General features: G+C 61.2%; 23 protein-coding genes. 19 read left to right on the top strand and 4 right to left on the bottom strand.

Features of this window, described 5'->3' with window-relative positions; translation table 11 throughout:
• Positions 1-138 precede the first annotated feature (138 nt).
• The 10 genes from dusB to hflX all read left to right on the top strand — a co-directional run bounded on the left by dusB (position 139) and on the right by hflX (position 13,646).
• Positions 139-1,095 (top strand): tRNA dihydrouridine synthase DusB, encoded by a 957-nt coding sequence (gene dusB / locus ACTIEN_RS08160; RefSeq protein WP_439522708.1) that lies wholly within the window; start codon positions 139-141, stop codon positions 1,093-1,095.
• Complete coding sequence (locus tag ACTIEN_RS08155; RefSeq protein WP_439522630.1) at positions 1,092-2,198, top strand: two-component system sensor histidine kinase NtrB; 1,107 nt, start codon at positions 1,092-1,094, stop codon at positions 2,196-2,198. Before dusB ends, ACTIEN_RS08155 begins: the two co-directional genes overlap by 4 nt.
• Positions 2,198-3,568, top strand: a complete 1,371-nt coding sequence (locus ACTIEN_RS08150; protein WP_439522629.1) for a response regulator — start codon at positions 2,198-2,200, stop codon at positions 3,566-3,568. The genes ACTIEN_RS08155 and ACTIEN_RS08150 overlap by 1 nt, the downstream gene beginning before the upstream one ends.
• 144 nt (positions 3,569-3,712) lie before the next feature.
• Positions 3,713-5,959: an ATP-binding protein gene (locus tag ACTIEN_RS08145; protein ID WP_439522628.1), complete on the top strand. Its 2,247-nt coding sequence runs from the start codon at positions 3,713-3,715 to the stop codon at positions 5,957-5,959.
• Between the two features lie 26 nt (positions 5,960-5,985).
• Positions 5,986-7,401 (top strand): nitrogen assimilation response regulator NtrX, encoded by a 1,416-nt coding sequence (gene ntrX / locus ACTIEN_RS08140; RefSeq protein ID WP_439522627.1) that lies wholly within the window; start codon positions 5,986-5,988, stop codon positions 7,399-7,401.
• Between the two features lie 286 nt (positions 7,402-7,687).
• A complete protein-coding gene (locus tag ACTIEN_RS08135; RefSeq protein ID WP_439522626.1) occupies positions 7,688-8,956 on the top strand; it encodes a GAF domain-containing sensor histidine kinase in 1,269 nt (422 codons plus the stop codon).
• Positions 8,957-9,118: 162 nt separating this feature from the next.
• Entirely contained in the window at positions 9,119-10,495 is a 1,377-nt protein-coding gene (gene trkA, locus ACTIEN_RS08130; protein ID WP_439522625.1) for a Trk system potassium transporter TrkA, read from the top strand.
• Positions 10,496-10,498: 3 nt separating this feature from the next.
• The gene (locus ACTIEN_RS08125) at positions 10,499-12,013 is read left to right on the top strand and encodes a potassium transporter TrkG (protein ID WP_439522624.1); all 1,515 of its coding nucleotides are present in this window, start codon (positions 10,499-10,501) and stop codon (positions 12,011-12,013) included.
• A 122-nt stretch (positions 12,014-12,135) separates the two neighbouring features.
• Positions 12,136-12,375, top strand: coding sequence for an RNA chaperone Hfq (gene hfq / locus ACTIEN_RS08120; protein ID WP_439522623.1), 240 nt, complete (start codon positions 12,136-12,138; stop codon positions 12,373-12,375).
• On the top strand, positions 12,372-13,646 hold the full coding sequence (hflX, locus tag ACTIEN_RS08115; protein ID WP_439522622.1) for a GTPase HflX: 1,275 nt from the start codon (positions 12,372-12,374) through the stop codon (positions 13,644-13,646). Before hfq ends, hflX begins: the two co-directional genes overlap by 4 nt.
• 139 nt (positions 13,647-13,785) lie before the next feature.
• On the opposite strand, the gene ACTIEN_RS08110 is transcribed toward hflX, so the two are convergent.
• Complete coding sequence (locus ACTIEN_RS08110) at positions 13,786-16,251, bottom strand: penicillin acylase family protein (protein ID WP_439522621.1); 2,466 nt, start codon at positions 16,249-16,251, stop codon at positions 13,786-13,788.
• A gap of 125 nt (positions 16,252-16,376) precedes the next feature.
• On the opposite strand from ACTIEN_RS08110, the gene ACTIEN_RS08105 reads away from it, so the two are divergent.
• Together ACTIEN_RS08105 and ACTIEN_RS08100 are read left to right on the top strand one after the other, a co-directional pair.
• Positions 16,377-17,270 (top strand): NAD(P)-dependent oxidoreductase, encoded by an 894-nt coding sequence (locus ACTIEN_RS08105; protein WP_439522620.1) that lies wholly within the window; start codon positions 16,377-16,379, stop codon positions 17,268-17,270.
• A 196-nt stretch (positions 17,271-17,466) separates the two neighbouring features.
• Positions 17,467-17,706 carry an EF-hand domain-containing protein gene (locus tag ACTIEN_RS08100; RefSeq protein ID WP_439522619.1) on the top strand — a complete coding sequence of 80 codons (240 nt, stop codon included), beginning with the start codon at positions 17,467-17,469 and terminating at the stop codon, positions 17,704-17,706.
• Positions 17,707-17,760: 54 nt separating this feature from the next.
• Here ACTIEN_RS08100 and ACTIEN_RS08095 read toward each other — a convergent pair whose 3' ends face one another.
• The 3 genes from ACTIEN_RS08095 to ACTIEN_RS08085 form a co-directional block, all read right to left on the bottom strand.
• Positions 17,761-18,462 carry a hypothetical protein gene (locus ACTIEN_RS08095; RefSeq protein WP_439522618.1) on the bottom strand — a complete coding sequence of 234 codons (702 nt, stop codon included), beginning with the start codon at positions 18,460-18,462 and terminating at the stop codon, positions 17,761-17,763.
• A 1-nt stretch (position 18,463) separates the two neighbouring features.
• The gene (gene serS / locus ACTIEN_RS08090; protein ID WP_439522617.1) at positions 18,464-19,756 is read right to left on the bottom strand and encodes a serine--tRNA ligase; all 1,293 of its coding nucleotides are present in this window, start codon (positions 19,754-19,756) and stop codon (positions 18,464-18,466) included.
• 72 nt (positions 19,757-19,828) lie between these two features.
• Positions 19,829-20,479, bottom strand: a complete 651-nt coding sequence (locus ACTIEN_RS08085) for a trypsin-like serine peptidase (protein WP_439522616.1) — start codon at positions 20,477-20,479, stop codon at positions 19,829-19,831.
• A gap of 229 nt (positions 20,480-20,708) precedes the next feature.
• On the opposite strand from ACTIEN_RS08085, the gene yajC reads away from it, so the two are divergent.
• From yajC to ccmB, 7 genes are all read left to right on the top strand, one after another.
• A complete protein-coding gene (gene yajC / locus ACTIEN_RS08080) occupies positions 20,709-20,996 on the top strand; it encodes a preprotein translocase subunit YajC (RefSeq protein ID WP_439522615.1) in 288 nt (95 codons plus the stop codon).
• A 30-nt stretch (positions 20,997-21,026) separates the two neighbouring features.
• Positions 21,027-22,685 (top strand): protein translocase subunit SecD, encoded by a 1,659-nt coding sequence (gene secD / locus ACTIEN_RS08075; protein ID WP_439522614.1) that lies wholly within the window; start codon positions 21,027-21,029, stop codon positions 22,683-22,685.
• Positions 22,686-22,703: 18 nt separating this feature from the next.
• A complete protein-coding gene (secF, locus tag ACTIEN_RS08070) occupies positions 22,704-23,672 on the top strand; it encodes a protein translocase subunit SecF (protein WP_439522613.1) in 969 nt (322 codons plus the stop codon).
• Positions 23,665-24,423, top strand: coding sequence for a sulfite exporter TauE/SafE family protein (locus tag ACTIEN_RS08065; RefSeq protein WP_439522612.1), 759 nt, complete (start codon positions 23,665-23,667; stop codon positions 24,421-24,423). The genes secF and ACTIEN_RS08065 overlap by 8 nt, the downstream gene beginning before the upstream one ends.
• A gap of 16 nt (positions 24,424-24,439) precedes the next feature.
• Complete coding sequence (locus tag ACTIEN_RS08060; RefSeq protein ID WP_439522611.1) at positions 24,440-24,796, top strand: Mth938-like domain-containing protein; 357 nt, start codon at positions 24,440-24,442, stop codon at positions 24,794-24,796.
• A gap of 134 nt (positions 24,797-24,930) precedes the next feature.
• Positions 24,931-25,545, top strand: coding sequence for a heme ABC exporter ATP-binding protein CcmA (gene ccmA, locus ACTIEN_RS08055; protein ID WP_439522610.1), 615 nt, complete (start codon positions 24,931-24,933; stop codon positions 25,543-25,545).
• Positions 25,542-26,198, top strand: coding sequence for a heme exporter protein CcmB (ccmB, locus tag ACTIEN_RS08050; protein ID WP_439522609.1), 657 nt, complete (start codon positions 25,542-25,544; stop codon positions 26,196-26,198). The genes ccmA and ccmB overlap by 4 nt, the downstream gene beginning before the upstream one ends.
• Positions 26,199-26,237: the final 39 nt, after the last annotated feature.

The following is a 26,237-nucleotide window of genomic DNA, read 5'->3' as shown; positions in this document are numbered from 1 at the left end:
TTGCCTAATAATTAGGCAATTGCACTTGGAGGGTCTGTTTTTCAGGCTATTTCCATTGAATGGTTTGCGGCCAGGGCTTAGCTCAAATTCAACGAGTCAAGGATTTTAGCGGTGACACCGTCGGTTCCAAACTATCTCATGTCCCCACCTGTGTTGCTGGCCCCGTTGGCCGGGATCACGGATTTGCCGTTCCGCAGTCTGGTGTCCGGCTTTGGTGCAGGACGTGTCGTGTCTGAAATGATCGCCAGCGGAGAATTCCTCACTGCGCGGCCCGGCACACGCGAAAAGGCGGAACTTGGGGCAGGGATCGCCAATACCTCGGTCCAGCTGGCAGGCCGCACACCCAACGCGATGGCCGAAGCGGCGCGCATGGTCGAAGGCATGGGCGCGCAGGTGATCGACATCAACATGGGCTGCCCTGCCAAAAAGGTTGTGGGTGGCTATTCGGGGTCGGCGTTGCTGCGCGATCTGGATCATGCCTGCCGCCTGATTGACGCCGTGGTCAGCGCCGTGTCTGTTCCGGTCACCCTGAAAACGCGCCTCGGTTGGGACGATGCGTCCCACAACGCCGCCGAACTGGCACAGCGCGCTGAAGCCATTGGAATCGCGATGATCGTCATACACGGGCGCACCCGCTGCCAATTCTACAAGGGCCAGGCAGATTGGCGCGCCGTTCGCCGGATCAAAGACGCTGTCTCCATTCCTGTGGTGGCCAACGGTGACATCGTGGACACCACCTCCGCCCGCACCGCATTGGCCCAAAGCGGCGCCGATGGCGTGATGGTTGGGCGCGGCGCGCAGGGCAAGCCGTGGATCCTGGCACAGATCGCCGCTGACATCTACGGCACGCCGCGGCCGGTTGTTCCCAAGGGGCGCGCGCTGGTCGATATGGTGGGCGGGCACTATGACGCGATGCTGACCTTCTATGGCTGCGATCTTGGCGGGCGCGTCGCGCGCAAACATCTGGGCTGGTACATGGATGAAGCGGCCACCGACACCGGCCTGCGCAAGGCGATCCTGACGGCCAACGATCCATCTTTCGTTCTGTCCACCCTGACGGACGCCCTCCTGAGCGACAAGAGGCAAGCCGCATGAACGAAGATGCGGGAGAGCCCACAATGGTGGATGAACGGCTGATCTGGTCATCCCTTCCGGTCCCCGCGATCGTCATTGATGAGGACGAAAACATCCTCGACATGAACCCGGCGGCAGAAGGGTTCATGAACAACTCGGCCAAGTGGTTGTTGGGACAACCAATCTGGGACCGGCTTACCGTTGATGCCCCGATGGAGAAAAGCCTCGCGCGCGCCCGTGCAAACGGGACGGCGCTGTTCGTCAATGATGTGGATGTCGGCCCCGGATCGCGTCCGCCACTGGTGTGCAACCTGCAAATCGCGCCGCTTCAAGGCAACGAAGGCTGCATGATCCTGCTGATCAGCCCGCGCGAACTTGCCGGGCGTGTCAACCAGAGCCAGACGGTCAAATCCGCGGCCAAGTCAGCCATCGGCATGGCGGAAATGCTGGCGCATGAAATCAAGAACCCGCTCGCCGGGATAACCGGGGCGGCGCAGTTGCTGAGCATGAACCTGACCAACGATGATCTCGAACTGACGGACCTGATCGTTGAGGAAACCCGGCGAATCGTGAAGCTGCTCGAACAGGTGGAACAGTTCGGCAACTTGTCCGCGCCGGAACGCAAACCCGTCAACCTGCACGATGTTCTTGACCGGGCGCGCCGTTCGGCACTGCTGGGGTTTGGCGCACACATGATGATCATCGAAGATTACGACCCGTCGCTGCCCCTGGCGCTTGGTGACAGCGATCAGCTGTTGCAGGTGTTCATGAACCTGATCAAGAACGCCTCGGAGGCGGCAGATCCGGTCGAAGGTGGCAGGATACGCCTGCACACCTATTACGAACACAGCTACAGCCTGCGCCGCGCCGATGGCACCGGCCAGTCGCTGCCGCTGCAGGTCGAGGTGATCGACGATGGCCCCGGCCTGCCGCCGGAGATTCGCGGCGACGTGTTCGATCCCTTTGTGTCGGGACGCGAAAACGGCACCGGCCTCGGCCTCGCGCTCGTCAGCAAGATTATCTCAGATCACGACGGTTGGGTCTCGGTGGATTCTGTCCCCGGCAAAACCCGTTTCCGAATTTCGCTGCCGCTCGCGCCGCGTAAACAAAAGGAGTCAAACTGATGGATGGCACGGTACTTGTAGCCGATGACGACCGCACGATCCGCACGGTTCTCACCCAGGCTTTGACTCGGGCAGGATGCAAGGTGCATGCCACGTCCTCGCTCACCACGCTGATGCGCTGGGTCGCCGAGGGCAAAGGCGATGTCGTGATCTCGGACGTGGTCATGCCCGATGGCAACGGGCTCGAGATGCTGCCAAAGATTTCGCAGGATCGCCCCGATCTGCCGGTGATCGTGATTTCGGCGCAGAACACCATCATGACCGCGATTCAGGCTGCCGAGGCCGAGGCGTATGATTACCTGCCCAAGCCTTTCGATCTGCCCGACCTGATGAAGCGCACCGCCAAGGCGCTGGACGCAAGAATGCGCACGCCGCGCCCGGTCAGCGATGTCACCCCGACGGATGCCCCGGATGATTTGCCGCTGATCGGCAAAACCCCGGCGATGCAGGCGCTGTACCGGTTGGTCGCCAAAGTGATGAACACCGATCTGCCGGTGTTGATCTGTGGTGAATCCGGGACCGGCAAATCCCTCATCGCGCGCGCCTTGCACGACTTCTCGGACCGCCGCTCCCTGCCATTCGTGACCGTCACGGGAAGCGATCTGTCGGATATCGAAGGCCCGGCGCGAATTCTCGCACGGGTGCGGGGCGGGACGCTCCTGATCGACGAACTGGCCGATGTCCCCGACGAAGTGCAGGCCCGCATCGTGCGCATGATGGATGGTCCCGGCGACAATGTTCCGCGCTTCATCGCGACAAGCCAAACCGATCCGGGGCAGGGCATTTCAAACAGCGGTGTGCGCGAAGATCTGTATTACCGCATCAGCGGCGCAACCATCGCGGTGCCCTCCTTGCGCGAACGGGTCGACGACATTGCCCTGCTCAGCGATCACTTCCTGATCCGCGCCGAACGGGATGGCGGGGCCAAGCGGTGGCTGTCCGAAGACGCCGCCGACCTGTTCCGCGCCTATAGCTGGCCGGGCAATGTGCGCCAGCTTGAAAACGTTGTGCGTCGTCTCAGCCTGACGTCTCGCGCCGATGAAATCACCCGCGCCGAAGTGGAAAACGTGTTGGGCAACCAGCCCGACACCGGCCCGGTCCTGCGCGGCGGTGATAGCGAAAAACTCAGCGCGTCGGTGGCTCGCCACTTGCGCAGATACTTCGATCTGCACGGAACAATGCTTCCGCCGCCGGGGCTCTATCCGCGAATCCTGCGCGAGATCGAAGCGCCGCTGATCGAGATCGCCCTCGAGGCGACCGGCGGAAATCAGGCAAAATGCGCTGATTTGCTTGGAATTAATCGAAATACGCTCAGAAAGAAGATCACAGACCTCGATATTCAGGTGACACGGCGCCGCAAATTGATGTAAAACTGCCACATAATAGTGGTTCGGCGGTGACGCAGTGTGCCGAGACCACAAAATATAGCGGTGGCCGGGCTGCGCGGCACATCAAGGCGGGGGTTGGCTGTGGCCACCTGGGCACGCTCATTGAATTGGACCCGGCTGAGCCGGATGCGTCGGCAACGACGCTACCAGAATGCCGTGACCCTTGGGCTTGTGCTTCTTGGGCCAATTCTTGCTGTCGCCACCATCCTTGTTCTGGGGCCGCTCGACACCGGCACCGGCGCGCAGTTCAACCTGCGTCTGGTGCTGCTGGCCGACCTGATCTACATGCTGCTTCTGGCGGCGCTTGTGTTGCGTCGGGTGGCCAACCTCATTTCCGCGCGCCGTGCCAAATCCGCCGGATCGCGTCTGCACCTGCGGCTGACGGGCGCTTTTGCCCTGATGGCGCTGTTGCCGACCATCACGGTCGCTGTCTTTGCCGTTCTGACCATCAATATCGGTTTGGAAACCTGGTTTTCCGAACGGGTGCGCAACGTGGTCGGGGCGTCCTTGTCCGCTGCCGAAGCTTATGAACAGGAACACCGCGAAGGCCTGTCACAGGACGCGCGCGCGCTCGGGGCGTTTCTGGATGCCAATCGCCGGGCCACCTTCATCATGGATGACGGCGAATTGCGCCAGGCGCTCAGCCAGGGACAGGCGCAGATCCAGCGCGGCTTGCGCGAGGCGTATGTCATTGATGGCGCAGGTGAAATTCGGGCACGTGGTGAAGGGTCGTACCTGTTCGACTACGAACGCCCAACCCCGGATGTCTTTGATGAGGCGAATGACGCGGGCATCGCGCTTGTTCAGGACTGGGATAACAACGAACTTCGCGCGATGATCCCGTTGCAGGCCTTCACCGATCGCTATCTGTTCATCACCCGGGATGTCGATGGCCAGATCCTCAACCTGCTGGATGACACCCAGGAAACCGCACGGTTTTACCAGCAACAGGAAAACGATCGGGGCCGCGTGCTTTTTGACTTTGCACTGCTTTACCTTGGGTTTGCGTTCCTGCTGATCCTTGCGGCGATCTGGTTGGGCCTGTGGTTCGCCGAACGTCTCAGCCGTCCGGTGGGCCGCCTGACAGGTGCGGCACAGCGCGTTGGTTCGGGCGATCTGGATGTGAAGGTTCTCGAAGAGGACGGCGACGACGAAATCGCCATGCTGGGACGGTATTTCAACCAGATGACCCGGCAGCTCAAGGGCCAGCGCGAAACGCTGCTCGACAACACCCGCCAGATCGAACGCCGCCAGCGGTTGTTTGACTCGGTTCTGACCTCGGTCACATCGGGCGTGGTCGGACTGGACGCGGATGGGCGTGTGACCTTTGTGAACCGGTCTGCCGAACGCCTGCTCGGATGGGAGGAAAACCAGCGCAGCGTTGAGATCACGATGGCCGTGCCAGAGTTCGGCCCGCTGTTCGATCGTCTGCGCGAACAGGCCATCGAAACCGCGCAGGAGGAAATCAAGGTCAGCCGAGAAGGCCAGTTGGAAAATCTTCTGGTGCGCCTTTCCACGCGCCGTCGCGAAGACGGGGGACTTGAGGGGTATGTGGTGGCTTTTGACGATGTGACCGATCTGGTCAGCGCTCAGCGCATGGCCGCCTGGGGCGACGTCGCGCGGCGCATTGCACATGAGATCAAGAATCCGCTGACGCCGATCCAGCTTTCTGCCGAACGCATCCGGCGCAAGTTTCGCAAGCAACTGTCCGAGGTTGATGCCAATAACCTCGAGCAGCTCACCGAAGTGATTGTACGCCAAACCAATGACTTGCGACGCATTGTTGATGAGTTTTCAAAATTCGCGCGGATGCCGGAACCGGATCGCAAGCCAGAAGATGTGGTCGACATCCTGCGCAGCGTCATCCTGCTTCAGGAAGCGGGGCAACCCGATGTGCAGATTGTGACCGACATGCCGACCTATGACATCCCGGCCGAAGTCGATGCCACCATGATTGGGCAAGCCCTTACAAATCTGGTGAAGAACGCCGGAGAAGCAATTGAAAGTTATAGAGAAACAGGCTCTGATATTCCGGTCGTTCCAGAGATCCGTGTGACCTGTGAACGGCATGAGTCCGTCGCTGAAATCCGGATTTCGGACAACGGCATCGGACTCCCCGAAGATCCGACGCGGCTTTTTGAGCCTTACGTCACGACACGCGAGAAAGGCACAGGACTTGGCCTGCCGATCGTGAAAAAGATCATCGAAGAACACGGCGGAACGCTGACTCTGGAGCACGCCGCGCCCTTCGATGACACGGGCCGTCGCGGCGCAATGGCGGTGGTTCGGCTGCCCGTTTTGGTCGACGGGGACATACAGGACAGTACGACCAAGGCCGACACAAGACCGGCTGACACAGAATTCAAGATGTGACGATTAAAGGACATGAGAGTGAGGCCATGAGCGATATTTTGATTGTAGACGACGAGCGCGACATCCGTGAATTGATCGGGGATATCCTTGAGGATGAAGGATACACCACCAGGCTTGCCGGTAACTCGTCAGAGGCCATGACCGAGATCAACGCCGAGGAACCGGCGCTTCTGATCCTCGATATCTGGTTGAAAGACAGCAAGATGGACGGGATCGACATTCTCAAGACCGTCAAACGAGACAATCCGGATGTGCCGGTGGTGATCATATCGGGCCATGGCAATATCGAAATCGCGGTCGCTGCGATCAAGCAGGGCGCGTATGATTTCATCGAAAAACCCTTTAATATCGACCAGTTGCTGGTCGTCATTCGCCGGGCGATGGAAACCAGTCGACTGCGTCGTGAGAACCAGAAACTCAAACGCCGGGAAACCGACGTGGCGCAGATGGTGGGTGAATGCGCGTCGTATCGCGGCCTGCTGTCGAACCTCGACAAGGTGACAAAATCCAACGGCCGGGTGCTCTTGTCCGGTCCCGCAGGCAGCGGCAAGGAAGTGGCAGCGCGCTATATCCACGCCCATTCCAACCGCGCCAGCGCGCCGTTTGTGACGGTGAACTGTGCCGGTGTTGCACCCGAGACGATGGAAGAGGTGCTGTTCGGCCGCGAAACGCCGGAACGCGGTGTGGAACCCGGCTTGCTTGAACAAGCGCATGGTGGGGTGATCTATTTCGACGAGGTGGCGGACATGCCGCTGGGCACCCAGTCCAAGATCCTGCGCGTGCTGGTGGACCAGCAGTTTCAGCGGGTTGGCGGCACGGATAAGGTGCGGGTGGATTTGCGGGTTGTGTCATCGACAAACCGTGATTTGCAGAACGAGATCGCGGCGGGGATGTTTCGCGAGGAACTCTATCACCGGCTCAACGTGGTGCCGATTTCCGTTCCAAGTCTTGAGGACCGGCGCGAGGACATCCCGATGCTGGCGGGGCATTTCATCGACCTGTTCAACCAGACGCAGGGCCTTCCCAAGCGCGGGCTGAGCCCGGATGCGGTGGCGCTGTTGCAGACGATGGTGTGGCCGGGCAACGTGCGCCAACTCAAGAACCTGATCGAACGGGTGCTGATCCTGGGCGACGGCACCGGCGACATCGCCGCGCGCGAACTGCCGCAGGACAATGCACAGGCCGAGGACGAAGAGGGCCGGGTGGTGCTGTCCGGCACCCTTGCCACGATGCCCCTGCGCGAGGCCCGCGAGGCGTTCGAACGGGAATACCTGCTGACCCAGATCAACCGCTTTGGCGGCAATATCAGCCGCACGGCAAGTTTTGTCGGCATGGAGCGCAGCGCCTTGCACCGCAAGCTGAAGTCGCTCGGGGTGGTCACCAGCTCCAAGGCGGGCAGTCGGGTGGCGTACCTTGAGGATGAGGTGGAAGAGGCGTCCTGATCGGGTAGGTCCGTTCTGGCCCTATTGTTTCGCGCGCGAAACATTGGGTCCGGAGTGGACCTATTAAGGGTTTGTTAACGTTGGGGGATTTGAGGGTAAGGTGCGTGATTTCACGATGCCTGGGATCGAAATTAGTAGTCCCTCGGAACAGTTTTTGCGGCGGACACGTTAATTTGATAAAATGGCTTTGGTATTCACAAGATGAACTGGAATGGGCGCTTCGAACCTGAAGTGAACAATAAGTGGTCAGCGTCGATTTCGATTGCAACGAAAAAGGGGCTACACAATGGATCGGTCGAACATAGCATTCCCGTTTGCAATCAACGAACACGCGCGGCTGAAAGAAATTCGCGAGGTGATTGGTTCGGAACGGCGGACCGATGACTTTGTGCAGCGCATCGTTGAGCGTGTCTCGGACATTTTCGAAACGCCTGCCGCGCTTGTTTCGGTTGTGGAGTCGGATCACCAGTGGTTCTTGGCGAAAACCGGTGTCGACTTGGACTCCACGCCGCGCGATTACTCGATCTGTTCGCGGGCGATCATGTCCGAGCAGCCGCTGGTCTTGCCGGACACGCTTGAACATCCCGAGCTGAAATATCATCCCGCCGTCGCGCTGGAACCCAAGATCCGCTTCTATATCGGTGCGCCTATCATTCTAAGCTCGGGATTTCGTGTGGGCAGCGTCTGTGCAATCGACGTCACACCGCATGAAGCGCCCTCCGAGGAAGCGATCCGCAAACTGCAATCCTTTGCCGATGAGGTCGTGACACATCTTGAACAAAAGCACGCGGATCGAACCGGCGGAAATCAAAGCAAACGCTATCAGATCGCTTCAGAAGCGCAGCAAGAGTTTCTGGCGCTGGTCGGGCACGAGTTTCGTACACCTTTGACAGTGCTTTTGGGGAATGCGCGGCTTTTGAAGGCACATCTTTCCGGTGAGTTGGAAATGGATGCCGACCTTGCAGGTAAGTTCACTGACAGGTCGATTTCGGCGATTACCGCCTCGGGCGAGCATCTGCACAAGTTGATTGAGCATATCATCGGGTTTTCCAAATTGCAGAATGGCGAACTTTTTCTCGCGGAAGAGGTCTTTTCGTGTGACGGGCTTCTTGACGCTGTCGTCCATCCCATTGAACCCATCGTGACTGCATCGCACCGCAACGTCCAAAAGCGATGTGCAGGCGACACTCAGACCATCCGGGGCGACGGGGAACAGCTGTCATTGGCATTGTCGTCATTGGTGACAAATGCCGCGACACATGGCGAAGGCCATATCGAACTGGTCGCTTCCCGGGGCGATGATAGGACGTTACACCTGACATGTTACGATGAGGGACCCGGCCTTGCGCAAGGTCAGGCTGAACGATCCGACCGTCCTTTCGCGGTCGGAGAGGCTGTCATGACCCGGGCGCGTGGCGGCCTTGGCCTGGGACTGCCCTTGGCCAAGAAGATTGCCGAGCTTCACGGTGGCGTGCTTCGAAGCGGCAAGAACGAAATGCGTTCCTGGGTGGAGATGGTGCTGCCCAGCTGGCGCGGTGCCGACGCCTTGGGGTAGGTTGGTGTCTTCGCGGGCTTTTGCGTCAGGATATGTTTACCCGGTGTGGTCAACACATGCGGTCTGTCCACGGCTGATCCCCTCGCCAATTGACCCCACCCCCCACCTCTGCCAAACAGAAGCCTGCGCCATAGCCAAGGGGCCCGTCCGCGGGCAAAGCACATGAAGGTCATCATCTGCGGAGCAGGTCAGGTCGGTTGGCAGATCGCGCGGCACCTTTCGGGGGAGCGAAACGACGTCACGGTGGTCGACAGCAATCCCGAACTGGTGCGCCGGGCGACCGATGCTCTGGATGTGCAGGGGATCGCGGGGTTTGCGTCTTATCCGGATGTGCTTGACCAGGCGGGGGCGCGGGATGCGGACATGATCATCGCGGCGACGCATTCGGACGAGGTCAACATGGTGACCTGCCAGGTGGCGCATTCGGTGTTCTCGATCCCGCGCAAGATCGCGCGGCTGCGGTCGAAATCCTATCTGACGGCGATCTATTCCGACCTTTACCGGCGCGATCACATGCCCATCGACGTGGTGATCAGCCCCGAGATGGAGGTGGCCGAGGCGGCGCTGCAACGGCTGAATGCGCCTGCTGCGTTTGATACGGAGACCTTTCTGGATGGCGAGGCTGCGCTGATGGGGCTGACCATCGACGACGATTGCCCGATCATCAACACGCCTCTGAAGCAGCTTACGGACCTGTTTTCGACATTGCGCACCATCGTGGTCGGCATCCGACGGGAAGGGACGCTGTTTGCGCCCGAATCCGGGGACCAGATCTTTGCCGGGGACGCCTGTTATGTGATGGCGCACAACGAAGACGTGCGCCGCACGCTCGAGATTTTCGGCAAGACCCACCGCAAACAGGAACGGGTGGTGATCATCGGCGGCGGCAATGTTGGCCTGATGGTCGCCAAACATCTTGAAGAGCGGGCCGACCGGATCCGGGTCAAGGTGATCGAACGCGACCGCAGAAGTGCCGAACGCGCGGCCGAGGCATTGGAACGGACAATTGTCCTGAACGGCGACGGTCTTGATGTGACGTTGCTGGCCGAAGCCAATATCGAACGGGCGGATGCGGTGTTGTGTGTCACCGATGACGACAAGACCAACATGCTGGCGGCTGTGCGGGCGAAATCCGAAGGCTGCCGGATGGCGATTGCGCTGATCAACGATCCGACACTGGAACCTCTGATGGAGCCGTTGGGAATTGATGCCTACATCAACCCGCGTTCGGTCACGGTCAGTTCGATCCTGCGCCATTTCCGCCACGGCCGCGTGCGGTCGGTCTATTCGATCGGCGATGCCGAGGCCGAGGTGATCGAAGCCGAAGTGCTCTCCACCTCACCGATGGCGGGGCAAAAGCTGCGCGATATCGACTTCCCGGAAGGGGTGATCGTGGGGGCCGTGCGCAAGGGCGGCAAGGTCCGGCGTCCAACCGGCGCGATGGTGATCGAAGAAGGTGACCAGGTGGTGCTGTTCACCCTGGCCAAGGATGTTTCGGAGGTCGAACGCCTGCTTCAGGTCTCGATCGACTTCTTCTGAATCATGGCGCTTCTGTATCGCCTGCCGCTGTTGGTGCTTCTGACAACCCTTGCTTCGGCGTCGATGATTGTCCCGGCAAGCGTGGCGTTGTGGAACGAGGCCTTTCAGGACGCGCGGGCGTTCTTCTATTCCGGGCTGGTCGGGCTGGTCGTGTGTTCGCTGATCGGGCTTGCGCTGGCCAACCGTCCGCACAACCGCAACGCCATGCGCCAGTTGCTTGCGCTGTTGGGCAGTTTCCTTCTGTTGCCCGCGATTCTGGCGGTGCCGTTCTACGAGTCGCTTCAGACGACAACGTTTCTCAACGCCTATCTTGAAATGGTGTCGAGCCTGTCGACCACGGGCATGCCGCTGTTTCCGCCCGAGCGGTTGTCGATGGCCGAACATCTGTGGCGCGCGCAGGTCGGCTGGATGGGGGGGCTGCTGATGTGGGTGGCGGCGGCGGCGATCCTGGCCCCGCTGAACCTTGGCGGGTTCGAAGTGACATCGCTGGGCGAGCCGGGACAGGACGTCGTGGCCGGGGCAGCGCGGCGCGACACTGCCAATCCGGCCAGTCGACTGGCGCGCAGCGCGGCTGTGCTGGTGCCGTCCTACACACTGTTGACGCTGGCGCTTTGGGTGTTGCTGCTGGTGGTCGGGGACACGCCATTTGTGGCGCTCACCCATGCCATGAGCGTCATGTCCACGTCGGGCATTTCGCCGGTTGGCGGTCCCTCCGGGGCAAGCAGCGGTATCGCCGGAGAGGCGATCATGGCGGTGTTCCTGTTGTTCGCGCTGTCTCGCATGACGTTTTCGCAAGACACCGGCAACGCGCAGAAGGCGGGACTGTTTTACGATCCCGAATTCCGGCTTGGGCTGTCCATCGTGCTGCTGGTTCCGGTCCTGCTTTTGCTGCGCCATTTTGTGGCAGCGCTCGACCTGGGTGATCAGAACAACTTTGTCGCAGCGTTTCGGGCGTTCTGGGGGGCGGCGTTTACGGTTCTGTCCTTCCTGACCACCCACGGCTTTGCCAGCGTGGATTGGGTGGATGCACAGGCCTGGTCCGGGCTTGAAACGCCGGGGCTGATTCTGATGGGTCTGGCACTGATCGGGGGGGGCGTGGCGACCACAGCGGGTGGGGTAAAGCTGTTGCGGGTGTTCGCGCTGATCGTCAACGGCATGCGCGAGGTCGATCGCCTTGTGCATCCGTCCTCGGTTGGTCGCTCGGGTCTGGTGTCCCGGCGCACACGGCGCGAAGGCGCGTTCATCGCCTGGGTGTTCTTCATGATTTTCGCCATCACGCTGGCTGGCACAACCGTGGCCTTTGCCGCGTTCGGCATCCCGTTCGAGCAATCGCTGGTATTGGCGGTGGCAAGCCTGTCGAACTGCGGGCCGCTGGTCGAGGTGGTGCAGGCGGGGCGTCTGACACTGATCGAACTGGCGCCCGGAGCCAAGGTGATTGCCGCCATCGCGATGATCATGGGGCGCTTGGAAATGCTGGCTCTGGTGGTCATTTTGACGCCGGATCTCTGGCGCGACTGAGCCATAGCTGCACACTTGCAGAATTTCCTTGTTTTTCCTCTGGAATTTAAGCGAACCCCAAGACATAGTGGCGTGAAATCACGACGTTCCGCACGGCAAGAGCAAGAATAAAGGCAATTTTTATGGCATCTGATAGGCAGAATCTTCAGGACGCGTTTCTGAACCACGTCCGCAAAACCAAGGTGCCGGTGACTGTCTTCCTGATCAATGGCGTCAAATTGCAGGGCGTGATCACCTGGTTTGACAATTTCTGTGTGCTGCTGCGGCGCGATGGCCAGTCACAGCTTGTCTACAAGCACGCCATTTCGACCATCATGCCAGCACAGCCGATCAATCTGTATGACGGCGAAGGCGAAAGTTGAAAGAACACGACCCGCATGTGACCCGCGCCTGGGTTCTGCATCCTGACATCACCAGCGACCGGTCGCGGCGCGCGCCCGAACCTGCCTTGGCAGAAGCCGTGGCTTTGGCGGCGGCCTTGCCCGGCCTCGAGGTGATGGGGAGCAATGTCGTCCGTTTGCCCAAACCGCACCCCGGAGCCTTGTTCGGGTCCGGAAAGATCAAGGAACTGGAAGCGGTGATCAAGGCGCAGGACGTGGAACTGGTGCTGGTCGACGGCCCGGTCACGCCGGTCCAGCAACGCAACCTGGAAAAGGCCTGGGGCGTCAAGCTTCTGGATCGCACCGGGCTGATCCTCGAGATTTTCAGCGACCGCGCGGCAACCCGCGAAGGTGTGCTTCAGGTGGAAATGGCCGCGCTCAGCTATCAGCGCACGCGGCTGGTGCGGGCCTGGACTCACCTGGAACGGCAGCGGGGTGGGCTTGGCTTTGTTGGGGGTCCGGGCGAAACCCAGATCGAGGCCGACCGCCGCGCGATTGACGACCAACTGGTGCGTCTGCGCCGGCAATTGGACAAGGTGGTCAAGACACGCGGCCTGCACCGCGCCGCCCGCGCCAAGGTGCCTTATCCGATCGTGGCGCTTGTGGGCTATACAAACGCAGGCAAATCGACGCTGTTCAACCGCCTCACCGGTGCCGAGGTGATGGTCAAGGACATGCTCTTTGCCACACTCGATCCGACCATGCGGGCGGTCAAGCTGCCGGATGGACCGGATGTGATCCTGTCGGACACGGTGGGCTTCATCAGCGATCTGCCGACCGAACTGGTCGCCGCCTTCCGCGCCACGCTCGAAGAGGTGCTGGCCGCCGATCTGATTCTGCATGTGCGCGATATCAGCCACAGCGCCAGCGAAGATCAGGCCCAGGACGTGCGCGATATCCTGAACTCCCTCGGTGTGACCGAGACAACACCGCTGCTGGAAGTCTGGAACAAGATCGACGTCATGGACGCCGAAGACCGGGTGGCCGCACAGGCGCGTGCCGAACGGGATGACAGGGTGTTCGCCACCTCCGCCCTGACCGGTGAGGGGCTTGGCCCTCTGCTGGACGCGGTCAACCACATGCTCGAAGGTGACCGGCGGGAAGAGACGGTACATCTGGGCTTCGAAGACGGGCGCAAGCGCGCCTGGCTCTTCGACAAGGCGCTGGTCGAGGACGAAACGCAGGATGAGACCGGCTATACGCTCCGTGTGCGCTGGTCCGCCAAGGACGCGCGGCAGTTCGAAACACTCTGACGAATCCGCGTGCCGGACGTCTCTGGTTTCTTTGGGCCACAAATACCTCGGGGGAGTCGCCTTTGGGCGACGGGGGCAGAGCCCCCTCTGCGCGCGCAGCGCGCGCCTGTCGGATGGCCACAGGCCATTCGAAACCCGATCACTGCCGCACCAGCCGCGTCACACCGACCGAGGCCGCCCGCGCCAGGTTGGCATCCAGCGACATCGGGATATATTCGCCCCGCCGCCACAGGATCCCCAGGTCATCATAGTGCCGCGACAGGAAATGCCCCGACTGCCCGGTCGACAGGATAAAGACCGAACTGTCGGGATCGGCAAAATCATAGACGCCGCGATAGGCGGCGCCATGTACGTTCAGGAACGGGTTCGGGCCTTCCCCCGATCCACGTCCGCGCATCAGCGTGTGATCCCCTCCGGACGTGCTTTGGCGGATGTTCACGAAATAGCGCAGGATCGGGACGCCTCCCAGAACCGGGTGGTCATGGGTCGCCTGATGCGCATCCCCCCAGCGCAGGGATTCCAGCGCGGTGCCATAGGTTTCCGAAATCCAGACCAGCGCATCATCCAGCGCAAGGCGCGCGATATCGGTGCAGGTTTCATCGGCCGCCGAGCGGATCACGTTGCACCACGCGCTGGCCCCGTCGACATCGCGGTAGACCCGTTCGATGAACAGCGGCTCGACGCGGGTGAAGTCTGCCGCCAGAGGCCCGAGATCATCCTGGATCAGGCGATCCTGAAGCGCGCGCAGCCACGCCGAATAGATCAGCGGTTCGGGCAGATGTTCATTCATCTCGCCGTTCCAGTTCGCCAAAAGCTCAAGCGCGCGCTGGCGCAGGCGTTCTGGTGTGCCTTCCGGCGCGGCTTCTCCGGTGAACCACAGATCCGCCCCGATCAGTGGCAGCAGGGCGCGGGCGGTGATCGACACGGTGTCAAGCTGCGCTTCGATAAAGCTGTCGCGGGTATGGACCTCGCGGCCCTGCATCAGTCCTTGCCAGCGCATGACCCGCTGGCTGTCACCCCAGTCATAACTTACATGCAGGGGGAACGGACGGTCGACGATCTTGTTGTTGGTGTTGCCGACGATACCGCCCGTCGGATTGACAAACACCGGGTTGGCATCGTCCGGCAACATCCCCTGCCAGCGGTTTTCGGCGCGCCAGCCCAAAGACGGCATCCGGCCCTGGCTTTGATGCTGGGCATCCCTGCGCGGCATCGCCCCGATCATCTTCATGGCAATGCTGTCACCGTCGATCACGGTCAGGTTCTGCGATGGTGCGACAAAGTCCTTTGACACCTCGAGCGCTTCTTCAACCGATTGTGCATACATCAGCCCGATGGCCGCCGACATGGAGGTGTCGCGCGTGCTGAGCGCGGTCCAGCCCAGGGCGGCCACATGATCGCGCGGCGTGATCGTCCCCAGATCGAACTGCGTCGATGGCAGCACCAGACCATTGTCCGTCCAGCGCAGGATCAGGGTAAGAGGTGTCGAATCCTTGACCTCGATGATCGAACTGCGGGTGACGAATTCCTTGAACCCGTCAGGAGTGCGGTATTCTTCGGGGTTGTCCGGGTTGAGCTCTTCGATGAACACGTCCTGATCGTCCAGATAGGACGAGGTCAGCCCCCATGCGATGGAGTCGGACCGGCCAACCATGATCGCGGGAATGCCGGGAATGGTCGCCCCGATCACCCCGCCCGCAGACAACTGCATCCGGGCCAGATACCACGTCGCCGGCGCGGTGAATTGCAGATGCGGATCATTGGCCATCAGGGTCGATCCGGTGGCCGAACGCGACTCGTCCGCAGCCCAGGCGTTCGACGCACCTGCCAATCCGCGCTCTGCAACCGGCCAGAACAGCGGATCGGGGTCTGTCCGGGCGAACTGCGTCGCGCCGGACAGGCCGGGCATCAGCGCCGCGTATTCGGGCAGGGCGGCGACCCCCTGACCGGGGATGTCGGGCAGAATGTCGGCAAGACGGTTCTCGTCCGGAAGCAAAAGTGATGTGCGGGCGCGCAGCACTTCTTCTTTCAGGTGGCTCGAAAGTTGCAGGGCCATCAGCTTGACCAAGGCGATGGAATCGGCGGGTTGCCACGGGGCCAGTGGGGCGTTGAAGACAAAAAATTCGGGCGCACCCCGGCCAAGGCTGTCGCGGTTGATTTCAGAGATGCGGGCATTCACCCCGGCGGCATAGGAATCGAGCGCATCGCGCGTCATTGCATCCTGTGAGTCAACCGATTGCACGGCGCGGGGGTAAAGATCGAGCCGCCGCAGCAACTTGTCGGTCTCCACGGTGCGCGCGCCGAACAGTTCCGACAAGCGCCCCTGCGCGGTGCGGCGCATCAGGGTCATCTGCCACAGCCGGTCCTGCGCGTGGGCATAGCCCAGTGCATAGAACGCATCGCGATCCGAGGTCGGAAAGATGTGTGGCACACCGGAATTGTCGCGCACGATCTCGACATCTGCGGTCAGTCCCGAGACCGGAATGATCTTGTCATAATCCGGCAAGGACCGCGAGGCGAGATAGTAGACGGTCAGCACGCCGATCGTCCCCAGAACGAGAAAGGCCGTGGTCAGCCAAACCAGGGTTCTGAAGATCAGCGCCACGTTGTTTTCACCTTTCGAACCGGGGTTCGGAGCCAATTACGGATACTTGCGATGGCCCTACAGAACACGCAAGCCCTTGCCAAGGGGGCGGTGCGGCGTCAGGTAATGGCAGCAGAAAAATTCGCATGAGAAAGGGAGATCGCAGCATGGCAAAAGTGGCATTCTTGGGCTTGGGGGTCATGGGCTACCCGATGGCGGGACATCTGAGCAAGGCGGGACATGATGTCATCGTGTACAACCGGACAACCTCCAAAGCCCAAAGCTGGGTTGATGAATTTGGCGGCGCACACGCGACGTCACCACGCAAAGCGGCTGCGGGATGTGACTTTGTCCTGTCCTGTGTCGGCAATGACGACGATCTGCGCAGCGTCTGTCTGGGTGAGGAAGGTGCCTTTGCTGACATGTCCGAAGGCAGCATCTTTGTGGATCACACCACCGTGTCCGCGAAAGTCACCCGAGACCTTTACGCGGCGGCCGGTGACAAGGGCATCGCCTTTGTGGACGCGCCGATCTCGGGCGGTCAGGCGGGGGCCGAAAACGGTGCGCTGTCGGTGATGTGTGGCGGCGATCAGGCGGCCTTTGACAGAGCCGAGCCGATCATTGACGCTTATGCCCGCATCTGCCGTCGCATTGGTGAAAGCGGCGCAGGGCAGATGACCAAGATGTGCAACCAGATCGCCATTGCCGGTCTGGTCCAGGGGCTGAGCGAGGCGCTGCATTTCGCCGAGAAGGCCGGGTTGGATGGCCGCGCGGTGGTCGAGGTGATCAGCCAGGGCGCTGACGGGTCCTGGCAGATGTCGAACCGCTACGAGACAATGATCGACGACAAATTCGATCACGGCTTTGCGGTGGACTGGATGCGCAAGGATCTTGGCATCTGTCTTGAGACCGCGGATGAAGTCGCGGCGTCGCTGCCGGTGACGGCGTTGGTGGATCAGTTCTACAAGGATGTGCAAAAGCTGGGTGGTGCGCGTTGGGACACCTCGAGCCTGATCAAACGTCTGCGCGCCATGGGGTAGGTTGGGAATTGGGGGGGCCGCCCCACAAAAACCCCCCCGTGTTTTCGGGCCCAAAGAAACCCTGAGCGGCAAGTTGCCTGTCGCCGTTCACGCACTTATTTCAGTATCTTGTGGCGGCCAAACGGCTTGCTATATCCGCACCTGACGGCGTTGAGCCGTTGTTTGCGGCACCGTCCGCTTTGGAGTGTTGAACGAAATGAAAACCCTGGTTGTGACCCTTGGAACCGCTGTCGCGCTGACTGCCGGTTTGGCGTACGCGCAGGTTGCGGTGGAAGATACCGATGGCAATGGCAGCTATTCGATGGAAGAGCTGATGGTCGCCTATCCGGACCTGACTGAAGACGTCTTCGCTGAGGTCGATACCGATGCGGATGGCGACGTCAGCATGGACGAACTGACCGCCGCTCAGGACGCTGAAATCCTCGTCAGCAACTGATCGGGACCATCATTCCGTCATGTGGGGGCTTCGGGAAACCGGAGCCCTTTTTCGTTACTCGGTGTCGGTGCCGCGCAGGGCGAGGATCGACATAATCCCTATCAGACACAACCCGACCACCGCGATGTTGACCGGGCCGGTATTGGCGACGATCACACCGATCAGCGCCCAGATCACCGTCACCCCGTATTCGGGCGCGCGGTGCAGGCGGTACTGCGCCACCAGCGCGATCACCAACCCGAACGACAGCGCGACGATGGCCGCCCAGGTTCCGCTCAGCAGGCCATACCCACCCAGCAGCAGCCCGATGGACACAGAGGACGCGGCGGTCAGCCAGCCCGCGTAGATTGCAACCGGGGCTTGCTGAAACCAGCGATCCGTGTCGCCGACGCGAAACAGGCTGAGAAACGCAGTGCCGAGCATGACCCAGATGAGAATGGTGGCGATCACCGGCGACACGTTGGCCACCGGCAACCAGGCTGCGCCGATCACAAGGCTGACCACCAAGGGTGCGCGCATCGCCTCCCAGTCGGGATCATCACTGCGTTTGAGCAGGCCAAACCCGGCGCCGATGATCAGCCAGAGATAGATCAGACCCCAAATCGAAAAGGCGTAGCCGGCCGGTTGCACCGGTGGATCGTCCTGCGGCACCGGGAATTGGCCTGGCTCGAACCCGTTGAACCCATCGGTGAACAAAGGTGAGGCCGCGAAGAGGATCGCCGCCAGCAGAACCAGACCTGCCCAGAGCCGTGTCATGTTAGTCCATCACCCCATCCGCCGAAATCCGCGTCTTGCCACCCAGCCAGGGATGCAGGGCCTCTGGCAAGGTGACGGATCCATCCGCCTGCTGTCCGTTTTCCAGAACCGCGATCAGGCAGCGCCCGACGGCAAGGCCGGACCCGTTCAGCGTATGCACAAAATCGGGCTTTCCGCCACTGGACGGTTTGAAGCGTGCGGTCATGCGCCGCGCCTGAAAATCGCCACAGACCGAGACCGAACTGATCTCGCGATAGGTGTTCTGACCGGGCAGCCAGACCTCGATGTCATGGGTGCGGCGCGCGCCGAATCCCATGTCGCCGGTGCAAAGCACAACCGTCCGATAGGGCAGGTTCAACCGTTCGAGGATGCCCTGCGCACAGTCCGTCATGCGGTCCAGCTCGGCGCGGCTGTGATCGGGATGGGTGATCGACACCATTTCGACCTTTTCGAACTGGTGCTGGCGCAGCATGCCGGAGGTGTCGCGCCCGGCGCTGCCCGCTTCGGACCGGAAACACTGGGTGTGGGCCACATATCGTCGGGGCAGGGTGTCTTCGTCGACGGTTTCGCCGTTGACGATATTGGTCAGGGGCACCTCGGCCGTCGGCACCAGCCACCAGCCATTGGTGGTCTGGTAGCTGTCCTCTCCGAATTTCGGCAACTGGCCAGTGCCGTACATCATGTCGTCTCGGACAAGGACCGGAGTCCAGGTCTCGGTCAGGCCGTTCTCGGAGATATGCGTGTCCAGCATGAACTGCGCCAGCGCCCGGTGTACCCGCGCCACAGCGCCGGACATCACGACAAAACGTGATCCCGACAGTTTGGCGGCGGTTTCGAAATCCATGCCGGGCTGGACTGCGGGAATCTCGAAATGCTCCTTGGGGGGGAAATCGAAGTTGCGCGGCGTGCCCCAGCGGTGGGCTTCCACATTGTCGGCTTCATCCGCGCCGTCCGGCACATCGTCAAAGGGCAGGTTGGGCAGGCCCATCAGCAGGGTCTGCAATGTGTCGTCCAGCTCCTTGGCGCGCGCCTGCATCTCGGCGACGGCGGTTTTCTTGGCGGTCACCTCATCGCGCAGTTTCTGGAACGCGGCCTCGTCGCCCGAGGCCTTGGCCTTGCCGATTTCCTTGGCCGCCTTGTTCTGGTCGGCCTGCGCGGTTTCCGCTTCGAGAATGGCGGCGCGGCGGGCTTCGTCGATGCGCAGCACTTCGGACGAGACCGGCTCCAACCCACGGCGCGACAATGCCGCGTCAAAGGCGGCAGGGTTCTCGCGGATGGCTCGGATGTCATGCATGGGTCTTGTCCTTCTGACTCGCAACTGTGATGGGCGGCCTTATGCACCGGAATGTCGGCGTTGGGTAGGGGGTCAGGGTTGTGGAAGGCGCGACACAGGCACCGCCAGTGCGCCGGTCTGTCCCATGGCGCTGATCACACCCGCAATCACCCAGGTGTCGCCTTGCCGCGCCAGCACGGGCCCGCCGGAATTTCCCGGCCGCACCGGGCAATCAAGACTCAGCAGAAACCCGGCCGGCTGACCCGTGCAGTCGAAAGCAGCGCTGAGCATGTGCGGGCGGCGGGTCGAGTAGGCGACAATCCCGTAAGGCGCAGCGGTCCCGGCCTGTGCCACAGTCAGCGGCGCGACGGTTGCGGCGCGGTCAAGCGTCAGGATGGCAAGATCATACCGCACATCCAGATCCCCACTGGCATAGGCCAGAGGATGCACCCAGATGGCAGTGCCGGTCACGCTGTCCTCTGCCACGCCGCGCAACCACCCGGCGACAAAGGTGAACTCTTCGGGTGGGGGGGCCACACCATCGGTGCCCGCGACACAATGGGCGGCGGTCAGAACCTGGTCGGGGGCGATCAGTGTCCCGGTACACATCTCGCGTTTGCGATAGCCAGCCGCGTTGATACGCCCGACGGCCTGCCAGGTTGCATGATCGTGTGCCGGGAGCAGAGGCAAGTCTTGCGCCAGCACGGCAGTTGCAAGAAAAAACAGGACAGGGGCCGCCAACATGCGCATCATGCCTGACCTAAGTCAAAAATGCGGACCTGCCACAAGGGGCGGGCCAAAAATCGTCGACGATTTTTGCAAAAGCGGTCGACCGCTTTTGTGGCGCGACATTTACGGGGTCGCACAGAACCGAACCCGGCTTGCAAAGCACTGCATGGCAACATAGGTATCGCCCAAATTTTGCGACAAGTCTCAAGCGGGGGGTGCCCCGCCATCTTCAAGGAGCACGCCCATGGACGGCAACGCCATTGCCCAGTTTGTCCCGCTTATCCTGATCTTCGCGATCATGTATTTCCTGCTGATCCGTCCGCAGCAGAAAAAACTGAAAGAACACCAGAAAATGGTCCAGGGCCTGCGTCGCGGCGATGTTGTGGTCACCCAGGGTGGACTGATCGGCAAGGTCGTCAAGGTCAAGGAAAACAACGAACTGGACGTCGAGGTTTCCGAAGGCGTGAAGGTTCGGGTGGTGCAGAACACCATCGCCCAGGTCGTGTCCAAGACCGAACCTGCCAACACCTGATTTTCCCAGCCCGCATCGGACCGTTCGCTCATGCTTCAGATCGATCTCTGGAAGCGCATTCTGATCTGGACCACTGTGGTGGTGGGTCTGGGTCTGGCGCTGCCCAACGTCTTTTATCCTCGTGTCGAACAGCACAATGACGCGATTGCGGCGATAGAGCAGACGGGCGAGACACCAGAACTTCTGGCGCAAAGCGCTGGCTGGCCGGGGTTCTTGCCGTCTGGTCTGGTCAATCTTGGCCTTGATTTGCGTGGTGGCGCGCATCTTCTGGCCGAAGTGCGCGTGCAGGATGTCTACGAGGCGCGGCTGGAATCGCTGTGGCCGGAAGTGCGCGATGTGTTGCGCCCCGAACGCGACACGGTCGGCACGATCCGGCTTCAACCGTCGGCTGAGGGTGAGCTTCGGGTGCGCATCTCTCAGCCTGAGAATATGGCGCGTGCGCTTGAACTTGTGCGCGGCCTTGCGCAGCCTGTGGTGTCACTGACCGGTTCGCTGAACAATGACCTCGATGTCCGTGCCGAGGGATCGGAGATCATCGTGACCCTGTCCGAGGCCGAGCAGATCGCCACGGATGAGCGCACGATGCAGCAAAGCCTCGAGATCATCCGCCGACGGATCGACGAGGTGGGCACGCGTGAGCCGACCATTCAACGGCAGGGCAGCGACCGCATCCTGATCCAGGTTCCGGGCATCGGGTCTGCTGCGGAACTCAAGGAAATCATCGGCACCACGGCGCAGTTGACATTCCAACCGGTTCTGGGGCGCACGGATGATGCAAATGCCGACCCCGGCGTTGGCAATGAAATCCTGCCCTATCTGAACCAGTCGGGCTTTGTGATCCTTGAACAGGCCCCGGTGGTGAGTGGTGAGGAACTGGTCGACGCGCAGCCGTCATTTGACCAGAACGGGCGTCCGGCGGTCAATTTCCGCTTCAACCCGACCGGCGCGCGAAAATTCGGGGATTATACTGCGGCCAATATCGGCAACCCGTTTGCGATTGTGCTGGACGATGAAGTGCTTTCGGATCCGGTGATCCAGAGCCATATTCCCGGCGGTTCGGGGATCATCACCGGCAGTTTCTCGGTTGAGGAAAGCACCCAACTGGCCGTGCTCTTGCGGGCAGGGGCATTGCCAGCCGGTCTGGATTTCCTCGAAGAGCGGACCATCGGGCCGGAACTTGGGCAGGACAGCATCGACGCGGGCAAGATTGCAACCGTTGTCGCGTTTGTGTCTGTCCTTGTGTTCATGGCGCTGAGCTATGGCCTGTTCGGCCTCTTTGCCAATATCGCGCTGATCATCAATATCGGGTTGATCTTTGGCCTTCTCAGCATGATCGGCGCAACTCTGACTTTGCCGGGCATTGCCGGGATCGTTCTGACGGTCGGCATGGCGGTGGATGCCAACGTGCTGATCTTTGAGCGAATCCGCGAAGAGTTGAAAACGGCAAGAGGCCCGGCGCGCGCGATCGAACTGGGATACGAAAAGGCGCTGTCGGCCATTCTGGACGCCAACATCACCACGTTCATCACGGCGGTGATTCTGTTTGTCATGGGTTCTGGCCCGGTGCGCGGCTTTGCCATCACATTGGGTCTGGGGATCCTGACGTCCGTCTTCACGGCCATTTTCGTCACACGGCTTCTGATCGTGATGTGGTTCGAACGCCGTCGTCCCAAGACAATCGAAGTATAAGGAAGGGTTCGGCCTGATATGCGTTTGCGACTGGTCAAAGAGAACACGAATTTCGATTTCTTCAACCGCTGGAAGCTTTGGTTCGGGATCTCTGCCGTCCTGATGGTGATCTCGTTCGGGTCGTTCATCCTGCAGGGGCTGAACTATGGCATCGACTTTCGCGGTGGCACGACGATCCGGACCGAAAGCGCGCAACCGTTGGATGTCGGCATGTACCGCGATGCCATCGGTGCGCTGGGTCTGGGTGACATCACCATTTCCGAGGTTTTCGACCCGACCTTCGGCCCGGATCAAAACGTCGCCATGGTGCGCATTCAGGCGCAGGACGGCGAAGAGGCGGTCAGCACGGCGGTGATCGAACAGGTCGAGGCGGCGCTGGCCGAAGTTGTGCCGGACATTCAGTTTGTCTCGGTCGAATCCGTTGGGCCCAAGGTGTCTGGTGAATTGATCCAGACGGCTGCAATTGCGGTCATCCTGGCCATCGGCGCGGTACTGATCTACATCTGGCTGCGTTTTGAATGGCAATTTGCGCTTGGCGCGGTGATTGCGCTTGTGCATGACGTCATTCTTACCATCGGGATCTTTTCTGAGATCCAGATCAAGTTCGATCTGGCGATCATCGCGGCGTTGCTGACGATTGTGGGCTATTCGCTGAACGACACGGTGGTTGTCTTCGACCGTGTGCGCGAGAACCTTGTGAAATACAAGAAAAAGGACCTCAAGGAGGTTCTGAACATCTCGATCAACGAAACGCTGAGCCGGACATTCATGACATCCGTCACCACGCTGCTGGCGCTGATCGCGCTGTTCGTGCTGGGCGGCGACGTGATCCGCGGCTTTGTGTTCGCGATGATCTGGGGTGTGATTGTCGGCACCTATTCGTCGATCTTCGTGGCCTCTGCCATCCTGCTCTGGCTTGGCGTGAAGCGTGACTGGACCAAGCCGACGGACACCACAGGCAACCAATTCGCGAACGTGGATGCTTGATGCGCTGCTTGCGGCGTTGACGACACCGGGCCTTGTCTGGCTTGTTCTGATCACCATCGTCGCGGGCATCGTCTATGGCTTTGCGGGGTTCGGGGCTGCGCTGATCTACATGCCGGTGTCGGTGATCTTTCTGACCCCGGTCATGGCCATCGCCGCGTTTTCGGTTTCGGCCATGTCATCGCTGGTCACGGTGTTTCCAAGGGCGCTTCCGTTGGTCAACCGCAAGGCGGTGGCGGTGTTGATCCTTTCGGCGGTTGTGGCCGCTTCCTTTGGCATCTGGGTGCTGCGGGTGGCGGATGTGACGGCAATTCGCTGGGTCGTGGTGGTGGTCTGTACCGTCACACTGGCGGCGCTTATCGCCGGGTGGCGCCACAGCGTGGAGCCGACATTGCCAACACGCGTGATGATCGGCGGGGCGGCCGGGTTCATCGGCGGTCTGAGCGGGTTGACCGGCCCGATCATGGTCCTGTTTCAACTGGCCGGCCGCGACGGCATCGCCACGACGCGTGCCACCACGGTGGTGTTTCTGACCGCGACAAGTCTCTTGATGCTGCCGCTGATGGCGGCGCAGGGCGTGTTGACCGCGCAGGCTGTGGCGCTGGGATCGCTGCTGTTGATCCCCTACGGCGTGGGCGCGTTGATCGGACAGGCGCTGTTCCGGCCCGAGAGGGAACGGTTTTATCGCGTCATCGCTTATGCCATTATCGGGCTGGCCACACTGGTCGGCATGCCATTCTGGGATACACTTTAGACAAGGGGGCAGACATATGCGTTTGAACGAAGTTGTCTTTAACGACGCCGAGCCGATCGAGGGTTATGGCCCCGGTTTTTTCCGCATCGGCGGCAAGAAGCACGACGCGCCGCTTGTGACCGGGGCGACAGGCACGATGCCCTGGGGGGGCTATCAAGACAGCCAGACCCTGCTGGCGCTGGAAGGCGCGGTCGATGTGCTGTTTATCGGCACCGGAGATGACATTGCACATATTCCCAGCGGTTTGCGCGATACGCTTGAAGCGCGTGGGTTCGGGGTCGAGGTGATGAGTTCACCCGCTGCGTGCCGGACCTATAACGTGCTGTTGTCCGAAGGTCGGCGCGTGGCGCTGGCGTTGCTGCCAACCGGATAGGGCGGCGCACGATGCATTGATGCATCGTGACTTTCCGTCGACGGAAAGTCCCCCGTGGAAACGGGTCAAAGACAAATCCGACAAGTGACATTTTCGCGCTTTTGCCAGCCGCGCCCTTGGTCTAAGCCAAGTCCATGGTTTTGTCTGTCCGCGATCTTGCCGTCACCCGGGGTGGCCTTGCGATCCTCGAAGGTGTGTCGTTCGATCTGGCGCCCGGCGAGGCGCTTGTTCTGCGCGGCCCCAACGGGGTGGGCAAGACAACGCTGTTGCGCAGCGTGGCCGGGCTGCAACCGCCCGAAAGGGGAAACGTCACCGGGGCCGAAGACCAGATTGCCCATGCCGGGCATTCCGACGGGTTGAAGGCCATGCTGAGTGTCACTGAAAACCTGCGGTTCTGGGCCTCGGTCTTTGGGGTCGACGACATCGAACCGGCCCTTGTGTCCTTCGATCTGACAGAATTGCGCGGACGCATGGCGGGCACGCTGTCTGCCGGACAAAAGCGGCGTCTGGGCCTTGCCCGGCTGATGGTCACCGGGCGGCCGATCTGGGTTCTGGATGAACCGACGGTATCGCTTGACGTGGCCTCGGTTGCCCTGTTCGCTCAGGCGGTTCGGGTGCATCTGCGGGGCGGCGGCAGCGCGCTGATGGCCACGCATATCGACCTTGGACTGGAAGAGGCGCGTGTTCTGGACCTGACGCCGTTCAAAGCTGCGCCACGCACGCGCCAGATGGATGAGGCGTTTCTGTGAGGGCGCTGTTGCTGCGTGATCTGATGCTGGCGATCCGGGCCGGAGGGGGATTTGGCCTTGGGCTTGCGTTCTTCCTGATCGTGACCGTTCTGGTGCCCTTTGGTGTTGGCCCCGAGACCGAGCTGTTGTCGCGCATCGCGCCGGGTGTCCTTTGGATCGGGGCGTTGCTGGCGTGCCTGTTGTCGCTGGACCGCATTCTGGCCCTGGATTGGGAGGACGGATCGCTTGACCTCTTGGCCACCGCGCCGTTGCCGGTGGAAAGCATCGTCACCGTGAAAGCCTTTGCGCACTGGATCACCACGGGTCTGCCGCTGGTGTTGGCGGCACCTGTGCTTGGCGTCCTGCTCAGCCTGCCCGGACCCGCGTATGTGTGGGTTGTGATCAGCCTTGCCGTCGGCACCCCCGCGCTGAGCGTGATCGGAACGTTCGGGGCGGCGCTGACCGTGGGGCTGAAACGTGGCGGGCTGCTCATGTCGCTGCTGGTTCTGCCACTTTACGTCCCGACCCTCATTTTCGGGGCCGAGGTGGCGCGACGCGGTGCAGAAGGGCTGACCGTGCAAACCCCGCTGCTGCTTTTGGCCGGGATCAGCTTTGGCGTGATCGCGCTTTTGCCCTTTGCCAGCGCTGCCGTTTTGCGGATCAATCTGCGGTAACACGTCCCATGCGGTTTTTTGAATTGAAGACACCTGAAA

This window comes from Marivita sp. (genome assembly GCF_051859345.1).
Taxonomy (GTDB): domain Bacteria; phylum Pseudomonadota; class Alphaproteobacteria; order Rhodobacterales; family Rhodobacteraceae; genus Marivita.
The sequence above is the reverse complement of the archived record's forward strand: the minus strand, read 5'-3'. Positions and strand labels throughout refer to the sequence as shown.

Bases quoted from the DNA above. Each gene is read 5' to 3' on its own strand.
- dusB (WP_439522708.1), top strand. From the start codon at position 139: ATGTCCCCACCTGTGTTGCTGGCCCCGTTGGCCGGGATCACGGATTTG.
- ACTIEN_RS08155 (WP_439522630.1), top strand. From the start codon at position 1,092: ATGAACGAAGATGCGGGAGAGCCCACAATGGTGGATGAACGGCTGATC.
- ACTIEN_RS08150 (WP_439522629.1), top strand. From the start codon at position 2,198: ATGGATGGCACGGTACTTGTAGCCGATGACGACCGCACGATCCGCACG.
- ACTIEN_RS08145 (WP_439522628.1), top strand. From the start codon at position 3,713: ATGCGTCGGCAACGACGCTACCAGAATGCCGTGACCCTTGGGCTTGTG.
- ntrX (WP_439522627.1), top strand. From the start codon at position 5,986: ATGAGCGATATTTTGATTGTAGACGACGAGCGCGACATCCGTGAATTG.
- ACTIEN_RS08135 (WP_439522626.1), top strand. From the start codon at position 7,688: ATGGATCGGTCGAACATAGCATTCCCGTTTGCAATCAACGAACACGCG.
- trkA (WP_439522625.1), top strand. From the start codon at position 9,119: ATGAAGGTCATCATCTGCGGAGCAGGTCAGGTCGGTTGGCAGATCGCG.
- ACTIEN_RS08125 (WP_439522624.1), top strand. From the start codon at position 10,499: ATGGCGCTTCTGTATCGCCTGCCGCTGTTGGTGCTTCTGACAACCCTT.
- hfq (WP_439522623.1), top strand. From the start codon at position 12,136: ATGGCATCTGATAGGCAGAATCTTCAGGACGCGTTTCTGAACCACGTC.
- ACTIEN_RS08105 (WP_439522620.1), top strand. From the start codon at position 16,377: ATGAGAAAGGGAGATCGCAGCATGGCAAAAGTGGCATTCTTGGGCTTG.
- ACTIEN_RS08100 (WP_439522619.1), top strand. From the start codon at position 17,467: ATGAAAACCCTGGTTGTGACCCTTGGAACCGCTGTCGCGCTGACTGCC.
- ACTIEN_RS08095 (WP_439522618.1), bottom strand. From the start codon at position 18,462: ATGACACGGCTCTGGGCAGGTCTGGTTCTGCTGGCGGCGATCCTCTTC.
- serS (WP_439522617.1), bottom strand. From the start codon at position 19,756: ATGCATGACATCCGAGCCATCCGCGAGAACCCTGCCGCCTTTGACGCG.
- ACTIEN_RS08085 (WP_439522616.1), bottom strand. From the start codon at position 20,479: ATGTTGGCGGCCCCTGTCCTGTTTTTTCTTGCAACTGCCGTGCTGGCG.
- yajC (WP_439522615.1), top strand. From the start codon at position 20,709: ATGGACGGCAACGCCATTGCCCAGTTTGTCCCGCTTATCCTGATCTTC.
- secD (WP_439522614.1), top strand. From the start codon at position 21,027: ATGCTTCAGATCGATCTCTGGAAGCGCATTCTGATCTGGACCACTGTG.
- secF (WP_439522613.1), top strand. From the start codon at position 22,704: ATGCGTTTGCGACTGGTCAAAGAGAACACGAATTTCGATTTCTTCAAC.
- ACTIEN_RS08065 (WP_439522612.1), top strand. From the start codon at position 23,665: ATGCTTGATGCGCTGCTTGCGGCGTTGACGACACCGGGCCTTGTCTGG.
- ACTIEN_RS08060 (WP_439522611.1), top strand. From the start codon at position 24,440: ATGCGTTTGAACGAAGTTGTCTTTAACGACGCCGAGCCGATCGAGGGT.
- ccmA (WP_439522610.1), top strand. From the start codon at position 24,931: ATGGTTTTGTCTGTCCGCGATCTTGCCGTCACCCGGGGTGGCCTTGCG.